General features: G+C 41.9%; 23 protein-coding genes and 2 riboswitches. Of the genes, 14 read left to right on the top strand and 9 right to left on the bottom strand.

The features are described from left to right. Positions 1–2: 2 nt before the first annotated feature. The gene (locus INQ51_RS13580) at positions 3–485 is read right to left on the bottom strand and encodes a TspO/MBR family protein (protein ID WP_233378509.1); all 483 of its coding nucleotides are present in this window, start codon (positions 483–485) and stop codon (positions 3–5) included. A gap of 107 nt (positions 486–592) precedes the next feature. After that, positions 593–982, bottom strand: coding sequence for a hypothetical protein (locus tag INQ51_RS13585; RefSeq protein ID WP_233378510.1), 390 nt, complete (start codon positions 980–982; stop codon positions 593–595). A gap of 379 nt (positions 983–1,361) precedes the next feature. Here INQ51_RS13585 and INQ51_RS13590 point away from each other — a divergent pair, with 379 nt between their 5' ends. The 4 genes from INQ51_RS13590 to INQ51_RS13605 all read left to right on the top strand — a co-directional run bounded on the left by INQ51_RS13590 (position 1,362) and on the right by INQ51_RS13605 (position 5,037). After that, complete coding sequence (locus INQ51_RS13590) at positions 1,362–1,853, top strand: hypothetical protein (RefSeq protein ID WP_233378511.1); 492 nt, start codon at positions 1,362–1,364, stop codon at positions 1,851–1,853. A gap of 287 nt (positions 1,854–2,140) precedes the next feature. Next, positions 2,141–3,232, top strand: coding sequence for a sensor histidine kinase (locus tag INQ51_RS13595; RefSeq protein ID WP_233378512.1), 1,092 nt, complete (start codon positions 2,141–2,143; stop codon positions 3,230–3,232). Then, positions 3,204–4,241, top strand: coding sequence for a histidine kinase (locus INQ51_RS13600; RefSeq protein ID WP_233378513.1), 1,038 nt, complete (start codon positions 3,204–3,206; stop codon positions 4,239–4,241). Before INQ51_RS13595 ends, INQ51_RS13600 begins: the two co-directional genes overlap by 29 nt. 76 nt (positions 4,242–4,317) lie before the next feature. Next, positions 4,318–5,037: a LytR/AlgR family response regulator transcription factor gene (locus INQ51_RS13605; RefSeq protein ID WP_233378514.1), complete on the top strand. Its 720-nt coding sequence runs from the start codon at positions 4,318–4,320 to the stop codon at positions 5,035–5,037. Here the strand turns inward: INQ51_RS13605 and INQ51_RS13610 are convergent. Further along, complete coding sequence (locus INQ51_RS13610; protein WP_233378515.1) at positions 5,028–5,606, bottom strand: hypothetical protein; 579 nt, start codon at positions 5,604–5,606, stop codon at positions 5,028–5,030. The genes INQ51_RS13605 and INQ51_RS13610 overlap by 10 nt on opposite strands. 47 nt (positions 5,607–5,653) lie before the next feature. On the opposite strand from INQ51_RS13610, the gene INQ51_RS13615 reads away from it, so the two are divergent. Then, on the top strand, positions 5,654–6,454 hold the full coding sequence (locus tag INQ51_RS13615; RefSeq protein ID WP_233378516.1) for an aminotransferase class IV: 801 nt from the start codon (positions 5,654–5,656) through the stop codon (positions 6,452–6,454). Between the two features lie 52 nt (positions 6,455–6,506). Here INQ51_RS13615 and INQ51_RS13620 read toward each other — a convergent pair whose 3' ends face one another. Continuing rightward, positions 6,507–7,667: an iron-containing alcohol dehydrogenase gene (locus tag INQ51_RS13620; RefSeq protein ID WP_233378517.1), complete on the bottom strand. Its 1,161-nt coding sequence runs from the start codon at positions 7,665–7,667 to the stop codon at positions 6,507–6,509. Positions 7,668–7,715: 48 nt separating this feature from the next. Here INQ51_RS13620 and INQ51_RS13625 point away from each other — a divergent pair, with 48 nt between their 5' ends. Further along, positions 7,716–8,327, top strand: a complete 612-nt coding sequence (locus INQ51_RS13625) for a hypothetical protein (protein ID WP_233378518.1) — start codon at positions 7,716–7,718, stop codon at positions 8,325–8,327. 119 nt (positions 8,328–8,446) lie between these two features. Further along, positions 8,447–9,142 carry a head GIN domain-containing protein gene (locus INQ51_RS13630; RefSeq protein WP_233378519.1) on the top strand — a complete coding sequence of 232 codons (696 nt, stop codon included), beginning with the start codon at positions 8,447–8,449 and terminating at the stop codon, positions 9,140–9,142. Between the two features lie 99 nt (positions 9,143–9,241). Here INQ51_RS13630 and INQ51_RS13635 read toward each other — a convergent pair whose 3' ends face one another. From INQ51_RS13635 to INQ51_RS13650, 4 genes are all read right to left on the bottom strand, one after another. After that, a complete protein-coding gene (locus INQ51_RS13635; RefSeq protein WP_233378520.1) occupies positions 9,242–9,703 on the bottom strand; it encodes a hypothetical protein in 462 nt (153 codons plus the stop codon). Between the two features lie 161 nt (positions 9,704–9,864). Further along, on the bottom strand, positions 9,865–10,200 hold the full coding sequence (locus INQ51_RS13640; RefSeq protein ID WP_233378521.1) for a GIY-YIG nuclease family protein: 336 nt from the start codon (positions 10,198–10,200) through the stop codon (positions 9,865–9,867). Continuing rightward, positions 10,201–10,626 (bottom strand): ester cyclase, encoded by a 426-nt coding sequence (locus INQ51_RS13645; RefSeq protein ID WP_233378522.1) that lies wholly within the window; start codon positions 10,624–10,626, stop codon positions 10,201–10,203. Positions 10,627–10,741: 115 nt separating this feature from the next. Then, positions 10,742–11,599 carry a hypothetical protein gene (locus INQ51_RS13650; RefSeq protein ID WP_233378523.1) on the bottom strand — a complete coding sequence of 286 codons (858 nt, stop codon included), beginning with the start codon at positions 11,597–11,599 and terminating at the stop codon, positions 10,742–10,744. A 505-nt stretch (positions 11,600–12,104) separates the two neighbouring features. Here INQ51_RS13650 and truA point away from each other — a divergent pair. Continuing rightward, positions 12,105–12,866, top strand: coding sequence for a tRNA pseudouridine(38-40) synthase TruA (gene truA / locus INQ51_RS13655; protein ID WP_233378524.1), 762 nt, complete (start codon positions 12,105–12,107; stop codon positions 12,864–12,866). 328 nt (positions 12,867–13,194) lie between these two features. Here the strand turns inward: truA and INQ51_RS13660 are convergent, their stop codons facing one another. After that, entirely contained in the window at positions 13,195–13,911 is a 717-nt protein-coding gene (locus INQ51_RS13660) for a VIT family protein (protein WP_233378525.1), read from the bottom strand. A 352-nt stretch (positions 13,912–14,263) separates the two neighbouring features. Further along, positions 14,264–14,496: riboswitch (cobalamin riboswitch) on the top strand. Between the two features lie 82 nt (positions 14,497–14,578). Here INQ51_RS13660 and INQ51_RS13665 point away from each other — a divergent pair. The 6 genes from INQ51_RS13665 (at position 14,579) to cobT (ending at position 21,336) form a co-directional block, all read left to right on the top strand. Continuing rightward, positions 14,579–15,385: an ABC transporter substrate-binding protein gene (locus INQ51_RS13665; protein WP_233378526.1), complete on the top strand. Its 807-nt coding sequence runs from the start codon at positions 14,579–14,581 to the stop codon at positions 15,383–15,385. 4 nt (positions 15,386–15,389) lie between these two features. Continuing rightward, the gene (locus tag INQ51_RS13670) at positions 15,390–15,917 is read left to right on the top strand and encodes a cob(I)yrinic acid a,c-diamide adenosyltransferase (RefSeq protein WP_233378527.1); all 528 of its coding nucleotides are present in this window, start codon (positions 15,390–15,392) and stop codon (positions 15,915–15,917) included. 136 nt (positions 15,918–16,053) lie between these two features. Beyond that, a riboswitch (cobalamin riboswitch) is annotated at positions 16,054–16,350 on the top strand. Positions 16,351–16,429: 79 nt separating this feature from the next. Beyond that, positions 16,430–18,358 (top strand): TonB-dependent receptor plug domain-containing protein, encoded by a 1,929-nt coding sequence (locus INQ51_RS13675; protein WP_233378528.1) that lies wholly within the window; start codon positions 16,430–16,432, stop codon positions 18,356–18,358. Positions 18,359–18,377: 19 nt separating this feature from the next. Further along, positions 18,378–19,460 carry a hypothetical protein gene (locus INQ51_RS13680; protein ID WP_233378529.1) on the top strand — a complete coding sequence of 361 codons (1,083 nt, stop codon included), beginning with the start codon at positions 18,378–18,380 and terminating at the stop codon, positions 19,458–19,460. Between the two features lie 210 nt (positions 19,461–19,670). Continuing rightward, a complete protein-coding gene (gene cobU, locus INQ51_RS13685) occupies positions 19,671–20,180 on the top strand; it encodes a bifunctional adenosylcobinamide kinase/adenosylcobinamide-phosphate guanylyltransferase (protein WP_233378530.1) in 510 nt (169 codons plus the stop codon). 151 nt (positions 20,181–20,331) lie between these two features. Continuing rightward, on the top strand, positions 20,332–21,336 hold the full coding sequence (cobT, locus tag INQ51_RS13690; RefSeq protein ID WP_233378531.1) for a nicotinate-nucleotide--dimethylbenzimidazole phosphoribosyltransferase: 1,005 nt from the start codon (positions 20,332–20,334) through the stop codon (positions 21,334–21,336). Positions 21,337–21,466 lie beyond the last annotated feature (130 nt).

Consider the following 21,466-nt stretch of genomic DNA (forward strand, 5'->3'; position numbering starts at 1 on the left):
TTCTAATTATTAGCCAAAATATAGGCGTTTAACGAAGTTGCCAGTACCAACCATATAAAATACGGTACTACAAATATCGTTTTCCAGTTTAATCCTGATATGTATTTAAACATAAATAATCCCACCACTAACGTGAGGGCAACGATAATGATCAATGCCGAAAGAATGAGATGAAAACGAAAGAATACCGGCGACCAGCCAACGTTTAAAACCAACTGGAGCACAAACAAGAGCAATAATGTTGTTTTATTGGATTCCTGCTTCCATAAAAAAGCCATGAAAACCGAGAAACAGATCATAATGGCGGTCCAGGCAAGGCCAAACATCCAACCCGGTGGTGTCCACGGTGCTTTGTTGAGTTGCAGATACCATTCAGAACCGGGGCCATTGTTCATAAGGTAACTACCCAATCCCAGGGCTGAAAGATTGACAATCAAAAAAAGGAGCGCTATTCCTGCAAAATGTGTATTTATTGTTTTAAGCATAAGCTACCTGTTTATTTTTTAGACGAAAGATTGCTATTCAAATTTCTCTCAATAACAGGTGATGGACATGTTTTGTTTATTTTTTATTTAAGAAAAGTAAACAGAAATTACAGGGCTTCCAACTCTTCGCGATAGTCGAATTGAAGATCTTCGTGTAAGTCGGAAATGGCCTTTTGAATACGTTTTACCTGGTTCAGGTAGAGATTAAAAACCACACGGTTGGCTTTGTAATTCAATTTAGACTGCTTCAGTTTTTTACAGAAGTAAAGCAACAGTTCAATTTCCGTTTCCTTTTTGCCCGAGTAGCGGATGTACTTGGTGGTGGTTTTTAAAACTTTCCGAATTGTTTTTTTGGCCAGGTAGTAACTGCTGCGGTTCATACTCAGAAATTCCAGGTCGATTTCTTCCTTTACCTGCCGAACATATTCTTCTTCGTTGCTTGCTTCAAACAAAAGGTAGCTAAGCAGTTCTTTGTTTTCTTTTTTAAACCTCGCCAACCTGAGGACAAGTTCCTGTAAGGCTTCTGGTGGCAGGTTTGTAAGTTCTTTTCTGATATGACTGACAGAAGCTGTTTCCATATAAATACAAAGAAAACCAATAAAAACAGATCCTCAAAGGGACGTGCCTTATCGTGCCCGATTATTTTGCGGGTTTCTTCCAATACCGGGTCTTCCTGTCCGATTTGGGTGGTTTTATCTGCAAAGAAGCGACGAACGACAAAGATTTACCATTATTAATCGATAATCACCGTGAATGAAGTTTGCAGGAAAAAATAACCCGTTCGTAGTTGTTTTTTTGCAGGTTGCTGAATTAACCGACGCCGCATCAATGTGTTACGTAAATTTGGGTCAATGAAACAATTTAAACAGCAACATCATGAAAGCAAAACTGGTTCTTTTCGCAATTTGTGCCGCCCTTCTTAGCATAAATGTAAATGCAAAAATTAAGGATGGACAGGCAATGACAGGCAATTCACTGAGTGAGTTTGGTAAATATACCATAACAAATTCTGAATCACCAATGGTTTATCAAAACAAAGTTCTTGAAACGTATGATCTGAATTACGAAAACACTTCCAATCCGGTAAGAATTGGCGTACTTCAGGAAAAGAAATGCAGAACTTTTATTGTTCGTAACGACGAGTTTGAAATCCAGTACACCTGCAATAGCGGCGTATTTGGAGTGAAAAAGATCGAAAAACGTTTCCAGGAAATCCCAAAGGAAGAAATGGAAATGAAACTGAATAAGGTAGGTTATTATGCACAACGCGTAATTTGTCAGAATCAGAAATCGACAGATGATTTACTCGGATTGATCGCATGCTACTTCCCTGACCTGGTGAATGACGAATATTCAGCCAGCTTTTAACAAGACTTAAACAGCGCAATTTTTTTCATAGAAGTATGAAATTACAGAACCCCGCCAGAGGGCGGGGTTTTTCTATCGAAAGAAAGGATGGGTAATAGAATAGCAGATTGAGTAGATTCTCAATTCCGGAAAACCCTGTGTATTTAGTGCACAGGGTTTTTAGTTATCTGCTTTTTGTGGCTGGTGAATGAGCTTTGTCAAGTGTTGGTTTTCAATAACTTTTTATCTTTATTCGGTGGATAATTGGTAAGAGAGAGTTTGCAAATCAAACAAAAACCGGAGCTGCAATGAACAAGTTGCTGTATGATAACAGTTTATGGTACAGAGGGAGCAGACATTTGCTGTTCTTTGTAACCATGTTGTTGTTGTTCTCGTTGATACTGCGCAGCCAACATCCGCACGAATCTTATTTAAATTTGCTAAAGGTTACCCTGGTTAATGCACTCTTTTTCTTTTCGTACGCTTACATTACCATTTTTTTGCTTATTCCTGAGTACCTGTTAAAACAGAAGGTGTTGTATTTCATCCTCTTTTTTGTGCTGGTGGGAATTGCCTTATCCACACTGAAGTTGGTGGTTTCCGAAACCATCTTTTATGCGTCTATTTCACCGGGAATCGTACCTGAATCAGGCATCATGAACCTTCGTTTTATTGTGGTAAATGCAAAGGACATGACCTTTATTGTGGCTGTTCTCAGCATTGCCAAATACGTGAAAGATTACCTTTTTGCAGAGCGTTTGCGGAAAAAACTGGAAGAGCAGGAAAAACAGGCGCAACAAAAACTGATGCAATCTCAGTTTGATCCTCATTTCCTGTTTAATACCATTAACAACCTGTATGCTCTATCGTTGCTGAATCCTGAGAAAACCAAGGAAGTAATTCACCGGATAAAAGTGGTACTGAAGTACATAATTGACGAGAGCCAGAAAACTTCCGTATTTCTTTCCGACGAAATTACGTTGATTGAAAACTACATTCAGCTGGAAAAGCTTCGCTACGGCAAACGGCTGAAAGTGGCCCTGCTTACCGAAGGAAACCTGGAGGAAGTTCGCATACCGCCCATGATCCTGTTTCTGTTGGTTGAAAACTGTTTTAAACACGGGAGCAGTCTCGATGCAGGCATTCCGTGGATTGATATAAAGGTGGAAGTAGACGAGGAAAAAGTGTTGCTAACGACCGAAAACAGCAAGCCCAAAACAATTGCGAGTCTTGAAATGAAACGCAATGCCGGACACGGATTAAAAAGCCTGGAAAAAAGACTTACGTTGTTGTACCATAAAGACGGGTATAGCCTGAATATTCACAGCGAAGACCGTCTGTTTCGTGTAAAATTGGAATTGAAAAAGAACCTTGAAGTCAGTTTTAGCACATATCGATAGAAAAGAGGTGATTCTGCATTGCCTTTTTTGGCTGGCCTGGATTGTTTCATTTGTATTCATCCAAAGCTTGGGGTTGCCGTCGCGCGAATACTTTGTGTGGTTTATGTATTACGTGATCACCCTGCCGGTATTTGTGTGTCATACCTATCTTATTGCTTATTGGTTGGTGCCTAATTATTTCTTCAAAGGAAAATATTTATTGTTTTTGCTGATCGGATTTGCATTGCTGGTAATCTTCTCCATTATAGAATTGGTGGTTAGCAACAACCTGGTGTTTAACGTTTTCGACCCTTCAAAAGTATTTCCACCCGACTACTTAAATCTTAAAAATATTTTGATCAGCGGACTGGGCAACCACTACATTATTTTTGTATTTCTGGCCATAAAAGCGGGCCGTTCCTGGTATTTGTCAGAAAGAAGAAAAGAAGAACTACTGATATCAAAAACCGAAACTGATCTGGAAATTTACCAGTACCAACTGCAACCCAAGCTGATTTATTCGCTGATCAGCGAAGTGGAAAACACTGTTTCTGAAACCCCCGAGAAAGCGCCTGACTTAATCATCAAGTTATCCGGCTTTCTGAACCGTTTTCTGTTTGAGGGGAAAGAAACCATGATTCCCTTGCAACTGGAAGTGAAGCTGATCGAGGAGTTTTTGGATATTCACCGCTTTGCATTAAGCGAGCGGCTGAAAATTAATTGTGTGGTTACCGGGAACCTAAAACCCTTTGTGGTTCCTCCGCTTTTGCTGCTACCCTTCATCAACGATTTGTTAAAAATTGTTTACGAGTGTAACAATTTGTTCGAAACAACAGTCCTTATAAAAGCGGAACGAAAGTACCTGTTGTTTTCTTTTACCATTTGGAGCGAAAACAGTTTCCGTTTGAGCGACAACGACAACATGGAGATTACAAAACAACGGTTGAATTACAGGTTTCGGGGCAAACATCGCCTGATTGAAAATATAGACGACAACTTCAGGGAGATAAGCCTCGAAATTTATTCTTAGAACCTGTAACATTTTTTAGAGAATAACTACTTATTCGTTAGCAGAAAACAGAAAACAAAAGCTATTCGTAATTACCATGAAAACTAAATGCCTCATTGTCGATGATGAGCCCCTCGCACGTGATTTGATGCGAAGCCACATCGAAAAACTAGAAAATTTTCAGATTGTAGCCGAATGTGGCGATGCCATGAAAGCGCTTCGGGAACTCCACAACCACAGCGTTGATCTGATGTTTATGGATATTCAAATGCCGCAGATTACGGGCATTGAGTTTTTAAGAACGCTAAAAAATCCTCCGAAAGTTATTATTACCACTGCCTATCGTGAGTATGCGATTGATGGTTTTGAACTGGATGTGGTGGATTTTCTTTTAAAGCCGATCACTTTTGAGCGCTTCCTGAAATCGGTCAACAAATATTACCAAATTAACCTCGAAGATAACCAGAATGTAAAACCGGTAGCGGTAAATAACACAATGGACGAGGCGTTTATTTATGTGAAAGAAAACAAGAAAGTGCTAAAAGTACACCTGAGTGATATTTTATATGTGGAAGGATTAAGTGAGTATGTTCAGATATACACCGACAGCCGCAAGATCATTACCAAATGCAGTATGAACCACATGGCTGATAAACTTCCGGACTCCAATTTTATGCGGATTCATAAGTCATACATTGTTTCGTTGTCACGAATCGAAGCCTTTACTTCCAGCAGTATCGAAGTGCCCGGAAAAGAACTTCCGATCGGACGGAGCTACAAGAATTCGGTTATCGAAGCATTGCAGATTCAGGGATGAAATTCGGTTGTATCACCGCCTTCAAATAGATTCCAAAGCCTCAGTATGCCTGAATTGGCCGGATGCAGCGATTGGAGAGGGGAGAGGCCAAGTATTTCTGTCCGTATTTTGTTTACAACCAGCAGGTTCGTGGCGGCTGATTCGCTTTTGGCAGTTGAAGTAGCGACTAAGGCCAGCACCGTTTTTAAGGTGGTGGCTCTTACTCGGATGGTATGCTTCGAAAATTTGGCCGGATGAAGATGAATGTAGCGTTCTTCCTGGTCACCTTTTTTGATCAGCCAGTCAGAATTGTCCGACAACTTGATTTTCTTCCAGGCCGATTTGCCCAGCCACGCGCAAAATGTGCTTTGATCCGCAATATTCTGCTTTTCAAAGTAGGCTTTACATTCGTTGCCGATGCTTGAAACACTCAGTTCTCCCAGATAAAAATCAGTTAGGTTATTTCCGATTGAAAGCAGCTTTTCATTGATTTGTTCCGGCGTGTTCCATGTCTTTACTTCATCCAGCAAAAAGCGAAAATGATGTTTGTAGGGATTAAAAGTTATCGGTGGTGGAATTTCTGCCTGCATCTCGAACGCTTTGGAAACAATTCAATAAATTTACAGAAAACACAAAAATGGCTCTTTCACCAATTCATAAATTTTTTATTCTGAATGGTGAACTAAAGACCAACGATCAGTTCCAACCGGCAGAAAATGAAGGCGGAGTGTACGAAGTCATCCGGATAGTGGATGGGAAACCGCTTTTTTTAGAAGAACACCTGGCGCGTTTTAAACGGTCGGCTGAAATAGCTGGTCGGGAGATCCAATATTCTGAAACGGATATCAGCAGTTACTTGCAGGATTTGATCCGGCAAAATAAAGTATACAACGGAAATGTGCTGGTTTCCTGTAAAGTGAATCTGAAGGCTTTTTTTATTGCTCATTCTTATCCGACTAAAGAGCAATATCAGTGGGGAGTTGAGTGCGGGCTTTTACATGCAGAGCGGGAAAATCCGAATGCCAAGGTTTTTCAAACCACGGTTCGCGGGCGTGCCAATCAAATAATGGCTGAAAAGGGATATTACGAGGTTTTGCTGGTCGATCACGACGGAAATATTACGGAAGGAAGTCGCAGCAATGCATTTTTTATAAAGGGGAGTCAGCTGATTACACCGCCTTCAGAAAAAGTATTGTTGGGGGTTACGCGGCAAAAAGTTATCCAATGTGCCCGGGGTTTGGGCATTGACGTGAAAGAACAAGAAGTTTCGCTTACGCGTTTAGCCGGTTTTAATGCAGTATTTATTACCGGAACCTCCCCGAATATTCTTCCGGTTTCTAAAATTGGTGAAACAGACTTTGATGAGCAAAACCCCTTGCTCCGGAAGCTGATGAAGCAATTTGATGTATGTATTGAACAATACCTACAGGACTATTGATAAAAAGCGAAGGTGAACTAAGAAATAGATCACCTTCAAGATATTTATCATATTACAAACGGTCCTTTAAAATGGCTTCCACTGTTTGGTAGTCGATGTCGCGTTGTTCGCCAAACTTTATCCCGCTTTCTTTAAAACGAAAGGTGATCTTGTCGATGGTTTCCGCCGGTACGTCATATTCGGGCAGGGTAGTGGGCACTCCCAACGATTCAAAAAAGGCAATGGTTCTGGCAATGCTGGCATCAATTCTTTCATCGGCCGAACCTTCTGTAATACCCCAGATCCGTTCTCCGTATTGCAGAATTTTGTCTTTTTTACCGGCTCTTTTCAGGCTCATCATTCCGGGCAAAACAATGGCTAGCGTCCGCCCGTGATCAATGCCATGGAAAGCAGTCAGTTCGTGGCCAATCAGGTGAGTACCCCAGTCTTGCGGAACACCCACAGCAATTAGTCCATTGAGTGCCATGGTGGCACACCACATAAAATTGGCAGCGGCCTGGTAATCATTGCGGTCAGCCAGAACTTTTGGGCCTTCTTCAATAAGTGTAGTAAGAATGGCCTCTGCCAAACGGTCCTGCAGCGGCGCGTTTACATCAAAAGTAAGGTACTGTTCCATCACATGCACAAAGGCATCCACCACTCCGTTGGCTACCTGCCGGTTGGGCAGGGTAAACACGCATTCCGGGTCAAGAATCGAGAATTGGGGCATAACCAATGCCGAGCCAAACGCTTTTTTCTCCAGTGTTGCCGCGCGGGTGATTACCGCATTTCCGTTCATTTCGGAACCCGTAGCCGGAAGTGTGAGAACTGCCCCCAAAGGCAGCGCTGCTTTTACCTGCGTGGTAGCTGGTTTGTCCAGAATATCCCACGGATCGCTGCCTTCAAACAAAACGGCAGCAGCAATAAATTTTGTGGCATCAAGCACCGATCCGCCTCCTACTGAAAGCAGGTAGTCAACTTTTTCTTTTCGGATCAACTCCACTGCCCGCATACAGGTTTCGTAATGAGGATTGGGTTCTATGCCTCCAAATTCCAGCAAATCGAAATCTTTCAATGCCGTTTTTACCTGGTCGTAAACGCCGGTGCGTTTGATGCTTCCGCCTCCGTAGGTCATCAACACTTTTTTATTTTTCGGAATTTCATTCACAACATTTGGAATGGTTCCTTTTCCAAAAACTATTTTTACCGGATTTTTGTATTCAAAATTGTACATGACTTTTATTTTTATAGTTCAGTTTGAACTCGTTTAAACCTAAAACAAGTGCTTCAAAGTTTTAAAATATTACGCGGAAAATCAAGAAAGAAAGATACTGATTTTCGGGAATCGATACCGGAGGCCAGCAACGAGAAAATTATACAAATTCTGAAAAAGAGAAGCTACTACATTCCGGAGGCGGCCGAGTTGGCTATCCAGGAAGCGATCAAACGCGGAATCATACATTCGGAACAGGATCTGTTTGCTGCGGAGTACAAGGAAGAAGAGCTGTCGTTTACATGGTTTCCCCGTATTCACGATCTTTTTACGCGGGCGAAGGTCCGCAAAAGTATTGCCAGAAGTTTGGTGATCGCCGGTGTAATTCCACTGGTTTATGGCATGTTGGAAATGAACCGGGGAGTGCGCTGGGAAGGCAGCCTGATTCTTGTGTTTGGACTTTTGTGGATGTTCTTAGCCGCTCAACTCAACAAACACTATCATAAACACTTTGTGTGGGGGCTTTTGTGTTGCGATGTTATTGGAGCAGCTTATGTTTTCCTCAGGATTTTCCGGCACGCCGAAAAACTGTTTCTGGATTTATTTATTGCCGGGGCAATCTTTGTGCTGATAACTTACGGGCTTTTTTACCTGGTACTGATGCGACGCTCCAACAAGTAGCTCCTGATTCTTTCTTCCTGCTCATTCTTCCGTTCGTCCGCCATTTTCAACAATTCATCGAAATAAAAGTGTTGCTTTGCGGGCATTGTTTTAGCTTTGACCCTGTAACAATTTAAGCCATGAAGATTTTATCATCCATTTTTTTCCTATTGATTTTTGCAACAGTGTCGGTTCATGCGCAGGAAGACAGCGACTGGAGTTCGAAAGAATACTCCGTGAAGGATTTCTCAAGCGTGTACCTGAAAGGCGGTTTTAAGGTTTACCTGATGCAGGATTCGAAAGCTGGTTTGGTAATAAAAACCCGGGATGCCGATGTGCTGGATAAAATTGACGTGGACAATTGGGGTGATGAACTCAGAATTGAGGTGACGCGTGAATATTTGCCGTACGAAAGAATCCGTTTGTACATCACTTTTGACAAGTTGCGCGAACTTACAATGGAAGGTGGCTTAAATGTTTATTCTGAAGGATATCTCGATTTAAACGATTTGCTGCTGCATGTAAAAGGTGGCGCCAAAGTGGATCTGCGGATGAAGGCCGACGATGTGAAAGTGATTGGCGAGGGCGGTGTGATGATCGACCTGAACGGAGTGGCCCAAAGTCTTTCGGTTGAACTCTCGGGTGCCGGGCATGTAGATGCCGATGAGTTAAAAGCAAAACACGTTGATTTTAGGATAGAAGGAGTAGGTACCGGAAGTGTGTTTGCCACCGAAACGCTTAATGCAAGGATTGAAGGAGTAGGGAAAATTCGGTACAGAGGAGAGCCGCGTGTGACCCAAAACATCGAAGGGCTGGGCTCTGTATCAAGAGATTAAAGAAATTTGCAATACTACAAACCGGTATTCATAGGCCGGTTATTCTTAGGTTTGGTTTAGGTTTTATTAAAGGCTGCTGTTGAGCAGCCTTTTTTCGTTTTACTCTACTCTTATAATTTTGATTTCTTTTCCCTGAAACTGTACTTCGTCCCCCGCTTTTTTGCCTGCCAGTAATTTCCCGACAGGTGAAACAGGGGAGAGGCAAAAGATAACTTCCTTGTCGAGCACTATTTTCCCGTGGGCAATGGAAAAGAAATAAGTGCCTTGACTGGTTACTACCAGGCTGCCAAACTCAATGCTTGTAAATCTTGAGTTCGGATCGATCCTGGAAAGACTGGTTTTCAGGTTTTCTGTTTGTGCCAGCTGGGCCTGGCTTTTCTCCAGTTCCATTTGCACCATGGCCCGCCCGGTTTCGTATTTGTCGCCAACGCTGCTTTTGGTCTCGTTATCGCGCGATTCTTTGGCCGCTTTAATGGTCTGTTCCAGCAGGTCTGTCTTCTCCCGGATTATCTTATTCAGTTCTTCCAGAATAAGTGCTTTTATATTTTCAGGCTGTTGCATTCGAATTTTTCTGCAAAATAGCAAAAGTTATGCGTTCACTTACCCCGAATATGATTGCTCTTATTACCAGCAGCAAAGATGGAGTTAATAATAATGAAAGTATTAAACAGGATAATCAGTTTTTTCATTTTGCAAAATTAAGCCCTTGCTGCACCTGCTTTTCAATAAGTGTTTTCAATCTTTAGCTCTTTGATTACCGTATCTTGAAGAATCTTCAACTCCTTGGTGTAGTTGATGTTTGCTTCATCAGTTTTCTTTAATGTGGATAAAACCTCAAAAACAAATTTGTCTTCTCCAAATTGATTCCAATCTTTTTGTAACTCCGTGTTTCTGTGGCTTCCAAATTTAAGTTCCATTTTATGGCGACTCCACTTCGATTCCATGTCAACGCTGTTGTCTACCAGGCATTTCTCGTTTACAGAGCATTTTACCTGGAAAACACCCATTGGAAACTTCATTTGTTTGTATTCGTCCTTCAGTTCTTTCTTTGTCTTCATTTATATAAATCTTAGTTGTTTCATAACTGTTTTTCTGTCGAAAATCTGCGTATGTCCGTTTATCAAATTGTCCTTAAAGTGATAGACGGTAATTCCTGTTGTATTAATGGTCCTTTTTGTTGGGGGATGTTCCCCGATCTTTCCAAGATTTGTCCCTGTTAAAATCCAGGTTACCGCCACATAATCTTCTTCCTCAATTGCGGAAGTTATTTCAAAATGTATGTCCGGAAATGGTTCAAAAGAACCTGATTCCAATCGATTCTTAAATTCTGAACGGGATAGTGTCTTCCCTTCCCAGGGATCGCCTGGATCGAGATGGATGGTGTACTGATTATGGATATACTTTTCAATTTTCTCCAAATTCTTTTTATTCCAGACTTCGTGCATAAACTCCCGCAGGAAAGATTCTTTGTTTATTGTGTTCATTTTTGTTCTTTGATTCTAAGCTTGATAAATGTTGTTGGAGTGATCCTGACGTCTCTGGACGCTGATGGAGCACCACCAGACCATGCTGTGCAATATGCACTGTTAATGCCAGATTTTAATTTGTTTTTTTATATCCATATCCAATTGTGTCATTATAGTAAAGAGTAAATTTGTTGTTATCTTTTATAATTTTCTTTCCGTAAAACTTTTCATCGTATATGAAAATGTTTTTATCGTCTTGGATTATACTATAACGCAGGTAGTCTCCCTTTTTGTTAATGCTATATATTTGAATAATATCTCCATTCTGATTTTGTGTAATTTTATATCTGTCATCAAGAATAATGGCCTTGTCAAGCAGTTTATATTCATCAACTCTTTTTCTATGTTTTTGATAATAAAAATTTTTGTCTTTTTTTTGAATTCGGTCATGAAGCCCCTTTACAGTCTTTAGTTCGGTAAGTGAATCACTTGTTACAATTGAATAACGATGTTTATTTCTATATGAAATACTTAAACTGTCTTTGAAATCATCAATCTGAAGTAAATCGTAATTCTTTTTGTTCGGGTACCCAATCGAAAATTTTCCTTGTTGGCTTTTGTAATTTCTATTCCATTTACTTTTAGAATATATTTTCTCTATTTCAAAATCCTTCTTTGTGTCAATATTTAATAAATAATCTACACGTAAAGAAAGATTATCATTCAAATCATAGAATAATCCATTTCCCAAATTAAATCCAAGAACGTTATAAGGAACAACTTCATTTATTGTTGTCGAGTCATTTAACCAGAGATCGGTTGTTTGTCTGTTAATATCTATTCGGAAATTATAAAGCTCAACATCTGGCTGAATTGAAAGGCTATCAAATCTGATCTTTGATAGCTCTTTAATTTCAGAAATATTTGAAGTTGTTGAACATCCAAAAACTATCAAAATCAATACAAGGAATATGTAGTTATTTTTTTTCATTTAATTTGGCGTTAACTTACGCGTCATTTCATTTCTTTCGCTATTCGAACCATTCTACAGACGTAATTGAAAGAGCCTTTAAAAGCATCAACAACCAGAAATTATCCGTTATTCATTCAAGGGTGGCAAAAATCTCTCGCTGCTGTTCGTCTCGGGTGTCACCTGTGCTTGCGGGAACTAATTTAACAAAAGTTTTTGCGGATACAACAAGATAGTGACCAGTATTCAGTGTTCAGTTTGCAGAGAAGAAAGGATTGAAGGAAAAGTGATCAGTGTTCAGTCGCAGTGTTCAGTGAGGAAGGGATTGAACTTCAATTATCAATCTTCAATAATCAATATACAATTGCCAATGACTTGCAGCTTGTGGCTAGCGACTTGCTGCTTATTCTTGCATTAAAGCATTTATGCATTCACGCATTACCGTACTGCAGAAAAGCTAGTGGCTCGCAGCTTGTAGCTCACAGCTAATAATTAAATACTACCTTTGCCGCAAAAGCAGGAAACCATGCTACACCGGTATTTTTTACAATTGAGTTACAACGGAACGCGCTATCATGGCTGGCAGGTGCAGCCCAATGCGGTGTCGGTGCAGGAAACAATCGAAAAGGCGCTGTCGACGCTTTTGCGTGAGCCTGTGTCGGTTGTTGGCGCAGGGCGTACCGATACGGGGGTGCATGCTTCGTACTTCATCCTGCATTTCGATTTGCAAAAGCCGGTGGCTGCCGGGTACGACCTGGTGTACAAACTCAACAGTTATCTGCCGAACGACATTGCCGTACAGAAATGCTGGCCCGTAAGTGGAGAAGCGCACGCACGTTTTAGCGCCACTTCGCGTACTTATCATTATTTTATTACCACCGAGAAAGACCCATTCTCGAGCGAAACGGCCTACCGCTACACGCTTCCGCTGGATGTGGAGAAAATGAACGAAGCAGCGCAAATGCTTTTCAATTACGAGGATTTTACCAGTTTCAGCCGTCTTCATACCGATGTAAAAACCAACAACTGCAAAATTTACCAGGCCGAATGGAAAAGAGAAGGGGCTCGGCTGGTGTTTGTGGTCAAGGCCGACCGTTTTTTGCGGAACATGGTGCGCGCCATTGTGGGTACCCTGCTCGAAGTAGGTAAGGGAAAGCTTTCGGTTGCGGAATTCTGTGCAATCATTGAACGGCAAGACCGTGGCGCCGCCGGAGCTTCAGCACCCGCGCACGGACTGTTTTTGGTGGATATTGAATACCCGGAGGCAATTACTCATTCAAAAATGTAAGAATAGCTGCAAGCTACAAGTCGCAAGCTTTGAGCCAAGAGCAACGAGCTGCGAGCAACGAGCAAAACACAGCGATACGGCTTTACAGCAGAACTGTAACACAGATGATTGCCAAATTGCTAAACTGTTAAGTTAGAAAGGGCAAAGGGCATGGAGCAAAGAGCAAAAAGAAAGTAACGAGTAATAAGTATAGAATAGTGAGCTTCGAGCTACAAGCTTCCAACTTCCTACTTCTCGCATTAATGCGGGAATAAGTCATGAGCTGCGAGCTTTTACTGCATCACAGCTACACAGCAACACGACAGAACGGCAACACAACCATTTCAGGTTAGCCTACTTTTACGCCAAACAAATAACCAACGATGGCGGTCATTCCCATGGCGGCAGTTCCCCAAAAGGTTATGCGAACAATGGCTTTCCATATTTTTGATCCGCCTGTTCGGGCCGATAGAGCACCCATGACGGCCAGGAATACTATCGAAAAGACGTAGAGCGAATACTCCATGTATTTTAAGGGAAAAAAGATGGCGACCAGCAAAGGCAATATGCCACCTGCCATAAACGAAAGGGCAGAAGCAAGTGCGGCCTGAACCGGGTTAGCCTGGTTGAGCTCGTGTATGCCAAGTTCGTCGCGCACATGGGCCGCGAGCGCATCTTTTTCGGTCATTTCGGTAGCTACGAGCAGGGCGGTTTCTTTTTTTAGGCCCCGTTTTTCATAAATAGCAGCCAGGTATTTTAATTCACCTTCGGGGTCTTCTTCCAGTTCCTGTTTCTCGCGTTCAATGTCTGCTTTTTCGAGGTCGGTTTGCGAACTTACTGAAACATATTCGCCGGCGGCCATCGATAAAGCTCCGGCAACCAAGCCGGCTACTGCCGCCAATACAACCGGTTCGCGGGTGCTGCTGGCAGCGGCCACCCCAATAGCGATACTGGCTGTTGATAAAATGCCGTCGTTGGCTCCCAACACTGCTGCTCTGAGCCAATTGCTCCGGTGTACAAAATGTGGTGATAAATATTCTTCCAGGTCCAGTTTAAAGTATGTCATTTTCTTTCAGTCTTTGAGAGACCAAAAGTGCAAATATTTTTTGTTCTACAATCGAACCGGAAGGAGGAACCGGGTTTTGTTAACAAAGACAATCATTCATTTTAAGAACTTTACCGGTGGTTCGGAACAAGGTTGTGTTTAAATCAGTGAGACTATGATTTTGTTTTTCAGAATCATTTAGCCGAACTGATCCCGAGCGACAGACGAGGGATCTCATGGGTTATATTTCCCGCACCTAGGTGCGAGTAAAAATAAGATTATCCAATGTGATACCTCGTCAGCTTGCTGCGAGGAGTTTCATTTTTAGCAGAAAGAAGGACGTCGACTTGCATAAATAAAAAGTTCGTGACTATCTTTGCCTGCGAATTTTGGTTCGAATGTTCATGGATCATGAACACGATGAAAAGGGAATCCGGTGATCCGTCAGTTGACAGAAAATCCGGAGCTGTACCCGCAGCTGTGAATCCCATCCGTCAGCTGACGGATTGTGTTGTTGAACTGCAAGCCACTGTTCGTCACCCGACGGATGGGAAGGCTCAACAACCGGGATAAGCCAGAAGACCTGCCACAATTCGTACTTATTAATTAAGCTTCGGGATAAAAGCTTGAGAAATATTCGACAAGTATTTTTCACTGGTTTATCCAAAGCTCCTTAAAAATTATTGACATGAGGAGGTTTGTATTTTTGTTTCTGTCATTGATTTCAGTTACTGTTTTTTCGCAGGAAGTGAAGCGGGTGGTTTCGCTCGCCCCGTCGGTTACCGACAATATTTATCTGCTTGGCGGCAACCACCGCCTGGTAGGTTGCACCAGCTACTGTTTGCGGGCAGTAGATGACGGTGTGGCACAGGTGGGCTCGGCCGTTCAGGTGAACGTAGAGAAAGTGTTTGCACTGCGCCCCGACCTGGTGATAACCATGCAGCTAACCAAGCCGCAAGATATCGAGAGCCTGCGAAAACTGGGCATTCGGGTGGAAGTGATGCATACACCCAAAAGTTTTGAAGAGATTTGCGAGCAGACCATGACCATCGCACAATTGATTGGCTTAAGCGATAAGGCAGAAGAGATTGTAAACAATGCGAAACAACGGGTGGCCGAAATAAGGCAGCTATCGCGCTCCTTACCTTCGGGCAAAGTGTTTTTTCAGATTGGTGCCAGTCCCATTTATACGGTACTGCAGAATACTTATATGAACGACTATATTACTTCCTGCGGGGCCACCAATATTGCCGAAGGTTTGAAGGTTGGCACTTTGTCGCGCGAAAGTGTGGTGTTGAAAAAGCCAGATGTGATCATTATTGCCGAAATGGGAGGCTACGGTAAAAACGAAAAGGAAGTTTGGGAAACGTATGGTTCCATTCCCGCGGTGAAAAACGGAAAGGTTTTTCTGATTTCTTCTGAAACTTCGTGTAGCCCGAGTCCCGTAAACTTTGTAAGTGCGCTCGAAGATGTTTACCGGTTCATCAAAAACTAAACAAATGGAAAAGGGATTGGTACACATTTACACCGGCGACGGAAAAGGAAAAACAAGTGCAGCGGTTGGTTTGGCTATTCGAGCCTACGGACACGATTTAAAGGTTGCTTATGCTTGTTTTATGAAACGACCTGGTTTATACGGTTATAACGAAATAAATGTCCTGCGAAAACTTGGTGCAATGGTATTTGTTTTTACCGAAGGACATCCGTTTTTTAACCGGAGTATTAACCTGGAAAAGTTAAAAAAGGACATTGAAATTGCCCTGCAACAGCTTCAATTGCTTATTCATTCAGAAAAGATTGACTTGCTGATTATGGATGAAATACTGATTGCAGTGAGGGACGGCTTCCTGGAGGAACAAAGACTCGTCGATTTTATCGGGGATAAACCCGAGGTCTGTGAACTGGTGCTTACCGGAAGGGGAGCCACCGCCGGATTAAAGGAACTGGCGGATTATGTGACAAATTTAACCAAGGAGAAACATCCCTTCGACCGGGGAATTCGCAGCCGGGAAGGAATAGAGTACTGATTGATTTTCAGTGCAAAAGAAAGTGTCGGGCTGGTTTGGTTTTTCTCTTTCAGGTTGAGTTTTTCCGCAATAAAACATTGTTAACAAAAGAAGGAAACAATCAACAATGCTTGCACAGTAGAAAAGTTTGTGTTTATCTTTGTCAGCGAATTTTGGTTCGAATGTTCATACATCATGAACACGATGAAAAGGGAATCCGGTGTAAAACCGGAGCTGTACCCGCAGCTGTAAGTTCTAGTTTTTCTTAAGATTTGTGAGTGTTACAAACAAATTTTTAGAAAAGCAGAATCCCGAAAAAAATCAAACGAAGTGATGGTTTTCGAGGGATCTGTAACAAACTGACTTTTCTTACACCATTATCTGTCGGTTGACAGATGAGAAGGTCTAAGTCAGAGAACAAGCCAGAAGACCTGCCACAATTCCTGTTAAATAATTAAGCTTCGGGATAAAAAGCTTGAGAAATATTCAAAAGTATTTTTCACTGATATCCAAAGCTCCTTAAAAAAGTTTAGATGAGGAGGTTTGTAATTTTTGGGATGTTCATGTTGGCTGCAGTGTGTGCTGCTGGCCAGGAATACAGTTCTGTTTTTGATACCATCAGTATTGATGAGATAACTACCTATGGAAACTATAAAAAATTCCAGGCCGGATCGAAAATAGAAGCCCTGTCTGCAGAGCAAATATCTTCTGTTCAGGAAGGTGGTATAGAGCAACTATTAATGCGTTTCACTCCCATCTATGTGAAATCGAATGCCGGAGGTCTGGCTACCGTGCATATTCGGGGAACTGCTGCCGATCATACCAGTGTTATGTTTGGCGGAATAAATATTAATTCCTTGACACTCGGGCATTCTGACCTTTCTGGAATCACCTCCTTTTTGTTTGATAAACTGGAACTCCAGTATGGGAGTTCTGCCGCCTTGAATGGCTCAGGCGCCATTGGTGGTGCTATTTACCTGGGCACACAAAACAACTGGACGGATGGGGTGAGAGTGAATGCCAAATACTCGTTCGGGTCGTTTGGAGAACGTTTATACGGAGCCAAAGTTTATTTGGGAAATGGCAAATGGGAATCGGTGACAAAGCTGTTAAAATACAAAACTGATAATGATTTCCCGTATATCAATTATTCCGGCTTTGGCAACCAAAATGGAACAAAAGAGATACAAGATGGCGCTGCCATTGACAACAAAGGAATTATTCAGGAATTTAATTATTTGTTTGGCCCCGATGAGTATTTCAAATCAATGGTTTGGATTGCCGATAACTGGCATGAAATACAGCCAGAGATAGGGGAGACAGCCGGAACCGTCACCGAACTGAAAGATAACAATATCCGCTTTTGGGGGGAATACCGCAATGAAAACCATCTACTGAAATTCAACCTGGGGGCAGGATATGTGCGGGATAATCAGGTTTATAATAATGACGCTGCCCAGCGAATTAAAACCGACAGGTTGATCGGCGATTTTAATGTAAAGCACCAGTTGTGCGATAATTTAGAATACAAAGTAGGTGTGAAATACAAACTTATTGTTCCAGATGTTTATTCCTATTCCGACACAGTCAATTTTAACGAGCACAATGCTGACCTTTACCTTACCTGGTTTTATCAGCCATTTGACAATTTTAAAACAACCATTAACCTGCGGCAGCAGTTGGTCAGTAATTTTACCGCACCTTTTACTCCCGCTTTGGGGGGAGAATATACCTGGATAAAAAGCTCGGGAACAGTCTTATCTTCGTTATTTAATGTTTCGAGAAGTTATCGGATTCCGACGTTAAATGATCGTTTTTGGCCAACTTCGGCCAACCCGCTCGGAACACCTGGTTTAAAACCTGAGGAAGGGTTTACCGCTGAAGTAGGTATAGATTACAAATACCAAAAATCAGGATTTAAGTCGCAGGTAAAACTGAACTTTTTCTACCTCAATATAAAAAATTGGCTGGAATGGCGTAACAGCAATGGCCCGATCCCGGTAAATCTGGAAAAAGTAATCAGCAAAGGAATTGAGTTACACGCGCATGCCACACAAAATTGGGGGGAATTTACTTCAACACTTTCAGGTAATTATACCTATAACCCGTCAACGAAAGTGGAAAAAGGCAAGCCCGACCAGCAGTTGATTTATATTCCGGTTAATATGTTCAATGTATATTACCAGCTTAAGTATAACAAGTGGTTGCTGATGATCGATGGGAGTTACACCGGAGAACGTTACTATCATTACATTTCCAAATCAACGCAAGTGCGAAAATCTCTTGAGCCCTATTTTCTTACAAACGGTGTAATTCAATATTCTTTTAAAATAAAAGAACAAGATTTTGCCACAAACTTTTCAGTAAACAACATTTTTGATCTAAGCTATCAGAATCAACGAAATTATGCCATGCCAGGAATCAATTTCAGGGTAGGAATAACGATGAATATCAACATGTAAAATATTAAAATTTAGGATTATGAAACGACTTTTTAACTATCTGCTGCTTTGTACTGTAACCGCATTATTGTTTACAGCCTGTAGTAAGGACGATGATGGCCCGGATTTGCCTGTTTCCGACGAAATTTCCGGTTTTTATTTCTTTAACTATGGCGGAAGCAGCCAGGGAACTGTAACGAAATATGATTACAACAAGGATTCTGTTGTAAACTATTATTACGAGGCACAAAACGGTGTTGAGTTAAATTCGAATATACAGTATGCCTATGAATACAACGATAAGATTTACTTGATGGGAAACGGTGTTGATCAGGTAATCGTTGTAGGACACGATTTTGTACAGACAGGAGAAGGAATTTCTGATAGTATCATTAGCCCTCGCTATTGTATCGCTAATGGAGATTATCTGTATATTTCCTGTTGGGGAGGAGACGTATGGAACGATGAAAGTGTTTCATACATTGCAAAGATGAACATTAAGACTCAAACTGTTGAAAAGAAGATTCGCATAGCAGGTGGCCCGGAAGGATTGGCAATTGCCAACGGAAATCTTTATGCTGCGTTAAACTACAAAGATAGTGTGGCCGTTACGAGTTTGAGCAACAATGCAGTTTCTTATATCGCAACACCTGCAGTTACTTCTTACTTTGTAAAAGATAAAAACGATAATCTGTATGTGTCTCTTCTAAGTACATACAATGATTACTCTTCTTCAACAGGACTTGGGTACATCAATACGAGCAACAATACCTTGCAAGCAACCTATGCACTCGGAGGGGTAAGCAGCGGGTACAGTTCCATTCTTGCCCCCAACCGTGATTTGTCTGTAATTTATGTTCTTGCAACCTCTTGGGGTGAGCCGGCATCGATATATGCTTTTGATACCACAACCAAAGAGTTTACTCCGTTTATTGAAAACCTTACCGGAACCAATGGAATGTTTGTGGATCCTCGGGATAATGAGGATAAGATCTATGTTTTTGGGGCTGAAAGTTATTCTGAACCCGGAACCGTAGATATTTATACAACCGAAGGAACTTACGTTAGCCAGTTCGACTGTGGAATATCTCCCTATTGGGCTATTTTTCTGAAAAAAGAATAAAAGCTGTCAGAATAAACATCTTCATGTATTATAGTTCATTTTGAAAATCGTAAAAAACCGGGATAGTTTGGCTGTTCAGGCCGCTTCCGGTTTTTTAATCGAAAAGCCTTGAGACAAAATTCAAAATATGATTGCTTAAGTTTGGTACTGAAAAGTACCGGATTGTAGAATGGCCCCCGACAGAGGTTGGGGGTTTTTTAATTGAACAGAATGGCTGAAATCATTTTTATAACAGGCGGGCAACGCTCGGGAAAAAGCCGCTACGCACAAAGCCTGGCCGAACAACTTTCGGATGCCCCGGTTTACCTGGCAACCGCTCATATCTGGGACAACGACTTTCAGAAGCGGGTGGATCGTCATAAATCGGACCGAGGAGAGCAGTGGACCACGCTCGAAGAAGAAGTAAACATCAGTAAATTGGAGCTTACCGGAAAGGTAGTGCTGGTGGATTGCATCACGCTGTGGCTCACCAATATTTTTTACCAAAACAACAGCGATGTAGACCTCAGTCTGGCGCAGGCAAAAAACGAATGGAACGCGTTTATCCAACAGTATTTTACCGCCATTGTTGTAAGCAACGAACTGGGAATGGGGGTTCATCCCGAAAATGAACTGGCCCGGAAATTTGCCGACCTGCAAGGCTGGATGAACCAATACATTGCCTCACTGGCCAACGAAGTAGTTCTGATGGTTTCAGGAATACCGGTAAAAATAAAATGAATATCGAATGATGATTAACGATTTCAGATTTCAGCAGGAATATGCAGTAGGCAAAAAACAACAGGCAGAATGTACTGTGTTCTAAGTGCCTGTTGTGGTTCAAAATTAATTCGCGAAATCTGCGAGAAACAAAAATAAAAAACCAATAACAATGACAATTAAAGAACAACTTCAACACAAAATAAACAACAAAACCAAACCTCTTGGATCGCTGGGCTTATTGGAAGAACTGGCTTTACAAATAGGGGAGGTGCAGAATACTTTATCGCCAAAAATTGAAAAACCTGCGCACCTGGTTTTTGCTGCCGACCATGGTTTGGCCGACGAGGGAATCAGTCCGTATCCAAAAGACGTTACCTGGCAAATGGTGATGAATTTTTGCGGAGGTGGCGCAGCAATTAATGTGTTTTGTAATCAGAACGACATTAGCCTGAAGGTGTACGATGTTGGTGTAGACTACGATTTCCCGGCCGAATTGCCCATTGAGAAAACTAAAGTGGCCTACGGAAGCCGTAACATGAGAGTTGAACCTGCCATGACACCGGAAGAATGCCGCGCCGCAATGAAAGCAGGTGCTGATGCAGTCCGGAAAGAGGCAGAGAACGGAAGTAACACCATTGCTTGTGGCGAAATGGGAATTGGAAACACTTCGGCATCGTCGCTGTTAATGCACCGGTTTATCGGAGGCACTATTGAAGAGTGTACCGGGCCGGGGGCAGGATTAAATAACAGCCAGGTTCAGCATAAAATTAATGTGCTGAAAGAAGTTGCCGGAAAGTATAACCCGGAAACTCCGGAAGAAATTCTTGCTACATTTGGCGGAATTGAGATTGCCGCAATGGTGGGGGCATATCTGGAAGCTAAAAAGCAAAATATGCTGATACTGATTGATGGTTTTATTTCTACGGCCGCAGTAATTACGGCTATTCAAATGGATGCTTCGGTTAAAAACAATTGTATTTTCTGTCACAGTTCCGATGAAAAAGGACACAAAATAATGCTGGAGTATTTGGGTGTGAAACCATTGCTGCATCTGGGAATGCGTTTGGGTGAGGGAACAGGCGCCGCAGTTGCCATGCCACTGGTGAAATCGGCTGTAAACTTTTTAAACCAAATGAGCAGCATGGAAGATGCGGGCGTTTCTAATAAAGAATAGGCGGTGTTGTATTAAATAAAACAACCTGCAAAACGGGGCCGGACTGGTGCAAATAAGCAAAGACATTTTACAAATAGACACAGGGTTTATTCGATGGAGCATCTTGATTGTTCAAAAGAGCATTCTAATT

The sequence above is a fragment of the Maribellus sp. CM-23 genome (assembly GCF_021354595.1).
Taxonomy (GTDB): domain Bacteria; phylum Bacteroidota; class Bacteroidia; order Bacteroidales; family Prolixibacteraceae; genus Draconibacterium.

What these genes read in the sequence shown, in the direction of transcription:
- INQ51_RS13640 (WP_233378521.1), bottom strand. Translation starts at nt 10,200, where the DNA reads ATGAAGACAAAGAAAGAACTGAAGGACGAATACAAACAAATGAAGTTT.
- INQ51_RS13650 (WP_233378523.1), bottom strand. Translation starts at nt 11,599, where the DNA reads ATGAAAAAAAATAACTACATATTCCTTGTATTGATTTTGATAGTTTTT.
- INQ51_RS13630 (WP_233378519.1), top strand. Translation starts at nt 8,447, where the DNA reads ATGAAGATTTTATCATCCATTTTTTTCCTATTGATTTTTGCAACAGTG.
- INQ51_RS13660 (WP_233378525.1), bottom strand. Translation starts at nt 13,911, where the DNA reads ATGACATACTTTAAACTGGACCTGGAAGAATATTTATCACCACATTTT.
- INQ51_RS13615 (WP_233378516.1), top strand. Translation starts at nt 5,654, where the DNA reads ATGGCTCTTTCACCAATTCATAAATTTTTTATTCTGAATGGTGAACTA.
- INQ51_RS13670 (WP_233378527.1), top strand. Translation starts at nt 15,390, where the DNA reads ATGGAAAAGGGATTGGTACACATTTACACCGGCGACGGAAAAGGAAAA.
- INQ51_RS13605 (WP_233378514.1), top strand. Translation starts at nt 4,318, where the DNA reads ATGAAAACTAAATGCCTCATTGTCGATGATGAGCCCCTCGCACGTGAT.
- INQ51_RS13675 (WP_233378528.1), top strand. Translation starts at nt 16,430, where the DNA reads ATGAGGAGGTTTGTAATTTTTGGGATGTTCATGTTGGCTGCAGTGTGT.
- INQ51_RS13635 (WP_233378520.1), bottom strand. Translation starts at nt 9,703, where the DNA reads ATGCAACAGCCTGAAAATATAAAAGCACTTATTCTGGAAGAACTGAAT.
- INQ51_RS13680 (WP_233378529.1), top strand. Translation starts at nt 18,378, where the DNA reads ATGAAACGACTTTTTAACTATCTGCTGCTTTGTACTGTAACCGCATTA.
- truA (WP_233378524.1), top strand. Translation starts at nt 12,105, where the DNA reads ATGCTACACCGGTATTTTTTACAATTGAGTTACAACGGAACGCGCTAT.
- INQ51_RS13595 (WP_233378512.1), top strand. Translation starts at nt 2,141, where the DNA reads ATGAACAAGTTGCTGTATGATAACAGTTTATGGTACAGAGGGAGCAGA.
- INQ51_RS13580 (WP_233378509.1), bottom strand. Translation starts at nt 485, where the DNA reads ATGCTTAAAACAATAAATACACATTTTGCAGGAATAGCGCTCCTTTTT.
- cobT (WP_233378531.1), top strand. Translation starts at nt 20,332, where the DNA reads ATGACAATTAAAGAACAACTTCAACACAAAATAAACAACAAAACCAAA.
- INQ51_RS13645 (WP_233378522.1), bottom strand. Translation starts at nt 10,626, where the DNA reads ATGAACACAATAAACAAAGAATCTTTCCTGCGGGAGTTTATGCACGAA.
- INQ51_RS13610 (WP_233378515.1), bottom strand. Translation starts at nt 5,606, where the DNA reads ATGCAGGCAGAAATTCCACCACCGATAACTTTTAATCCCTACAAACAT.
- cobU (WP_233378530.1), top strand. Translation starts at nt 19,671, where the DNA reads ATGGCTGAAATCATTTTTATAACAGGCGGGCAACGCTCGGGAAAAAGC.
- INQ51_RS13620 (WP_233378517.1), bottom strand. Translation starts at nt 7,667, where the DNA reads ATGTACAATTTTGAATACAAAAATCCGGTAAAAATAGTTTTTGGAAAA.
- INQ51_RS13665 (WP_233378526.1), top strand. Translation starts at nt 14,579, where the DNA reads ATGAGGAGGTTTGTATTTTTGTTTCTGTCATTGATTTCAGTTACTGTT.
- INQ51_RS13590 (WP_233378511.1), top strand. Translation starts at nt 1,362, where the DNA reads ATGAAAGCAAAACTGGTTCTTTTCGCAATTTGTGCCGCCCTTCTTAGC.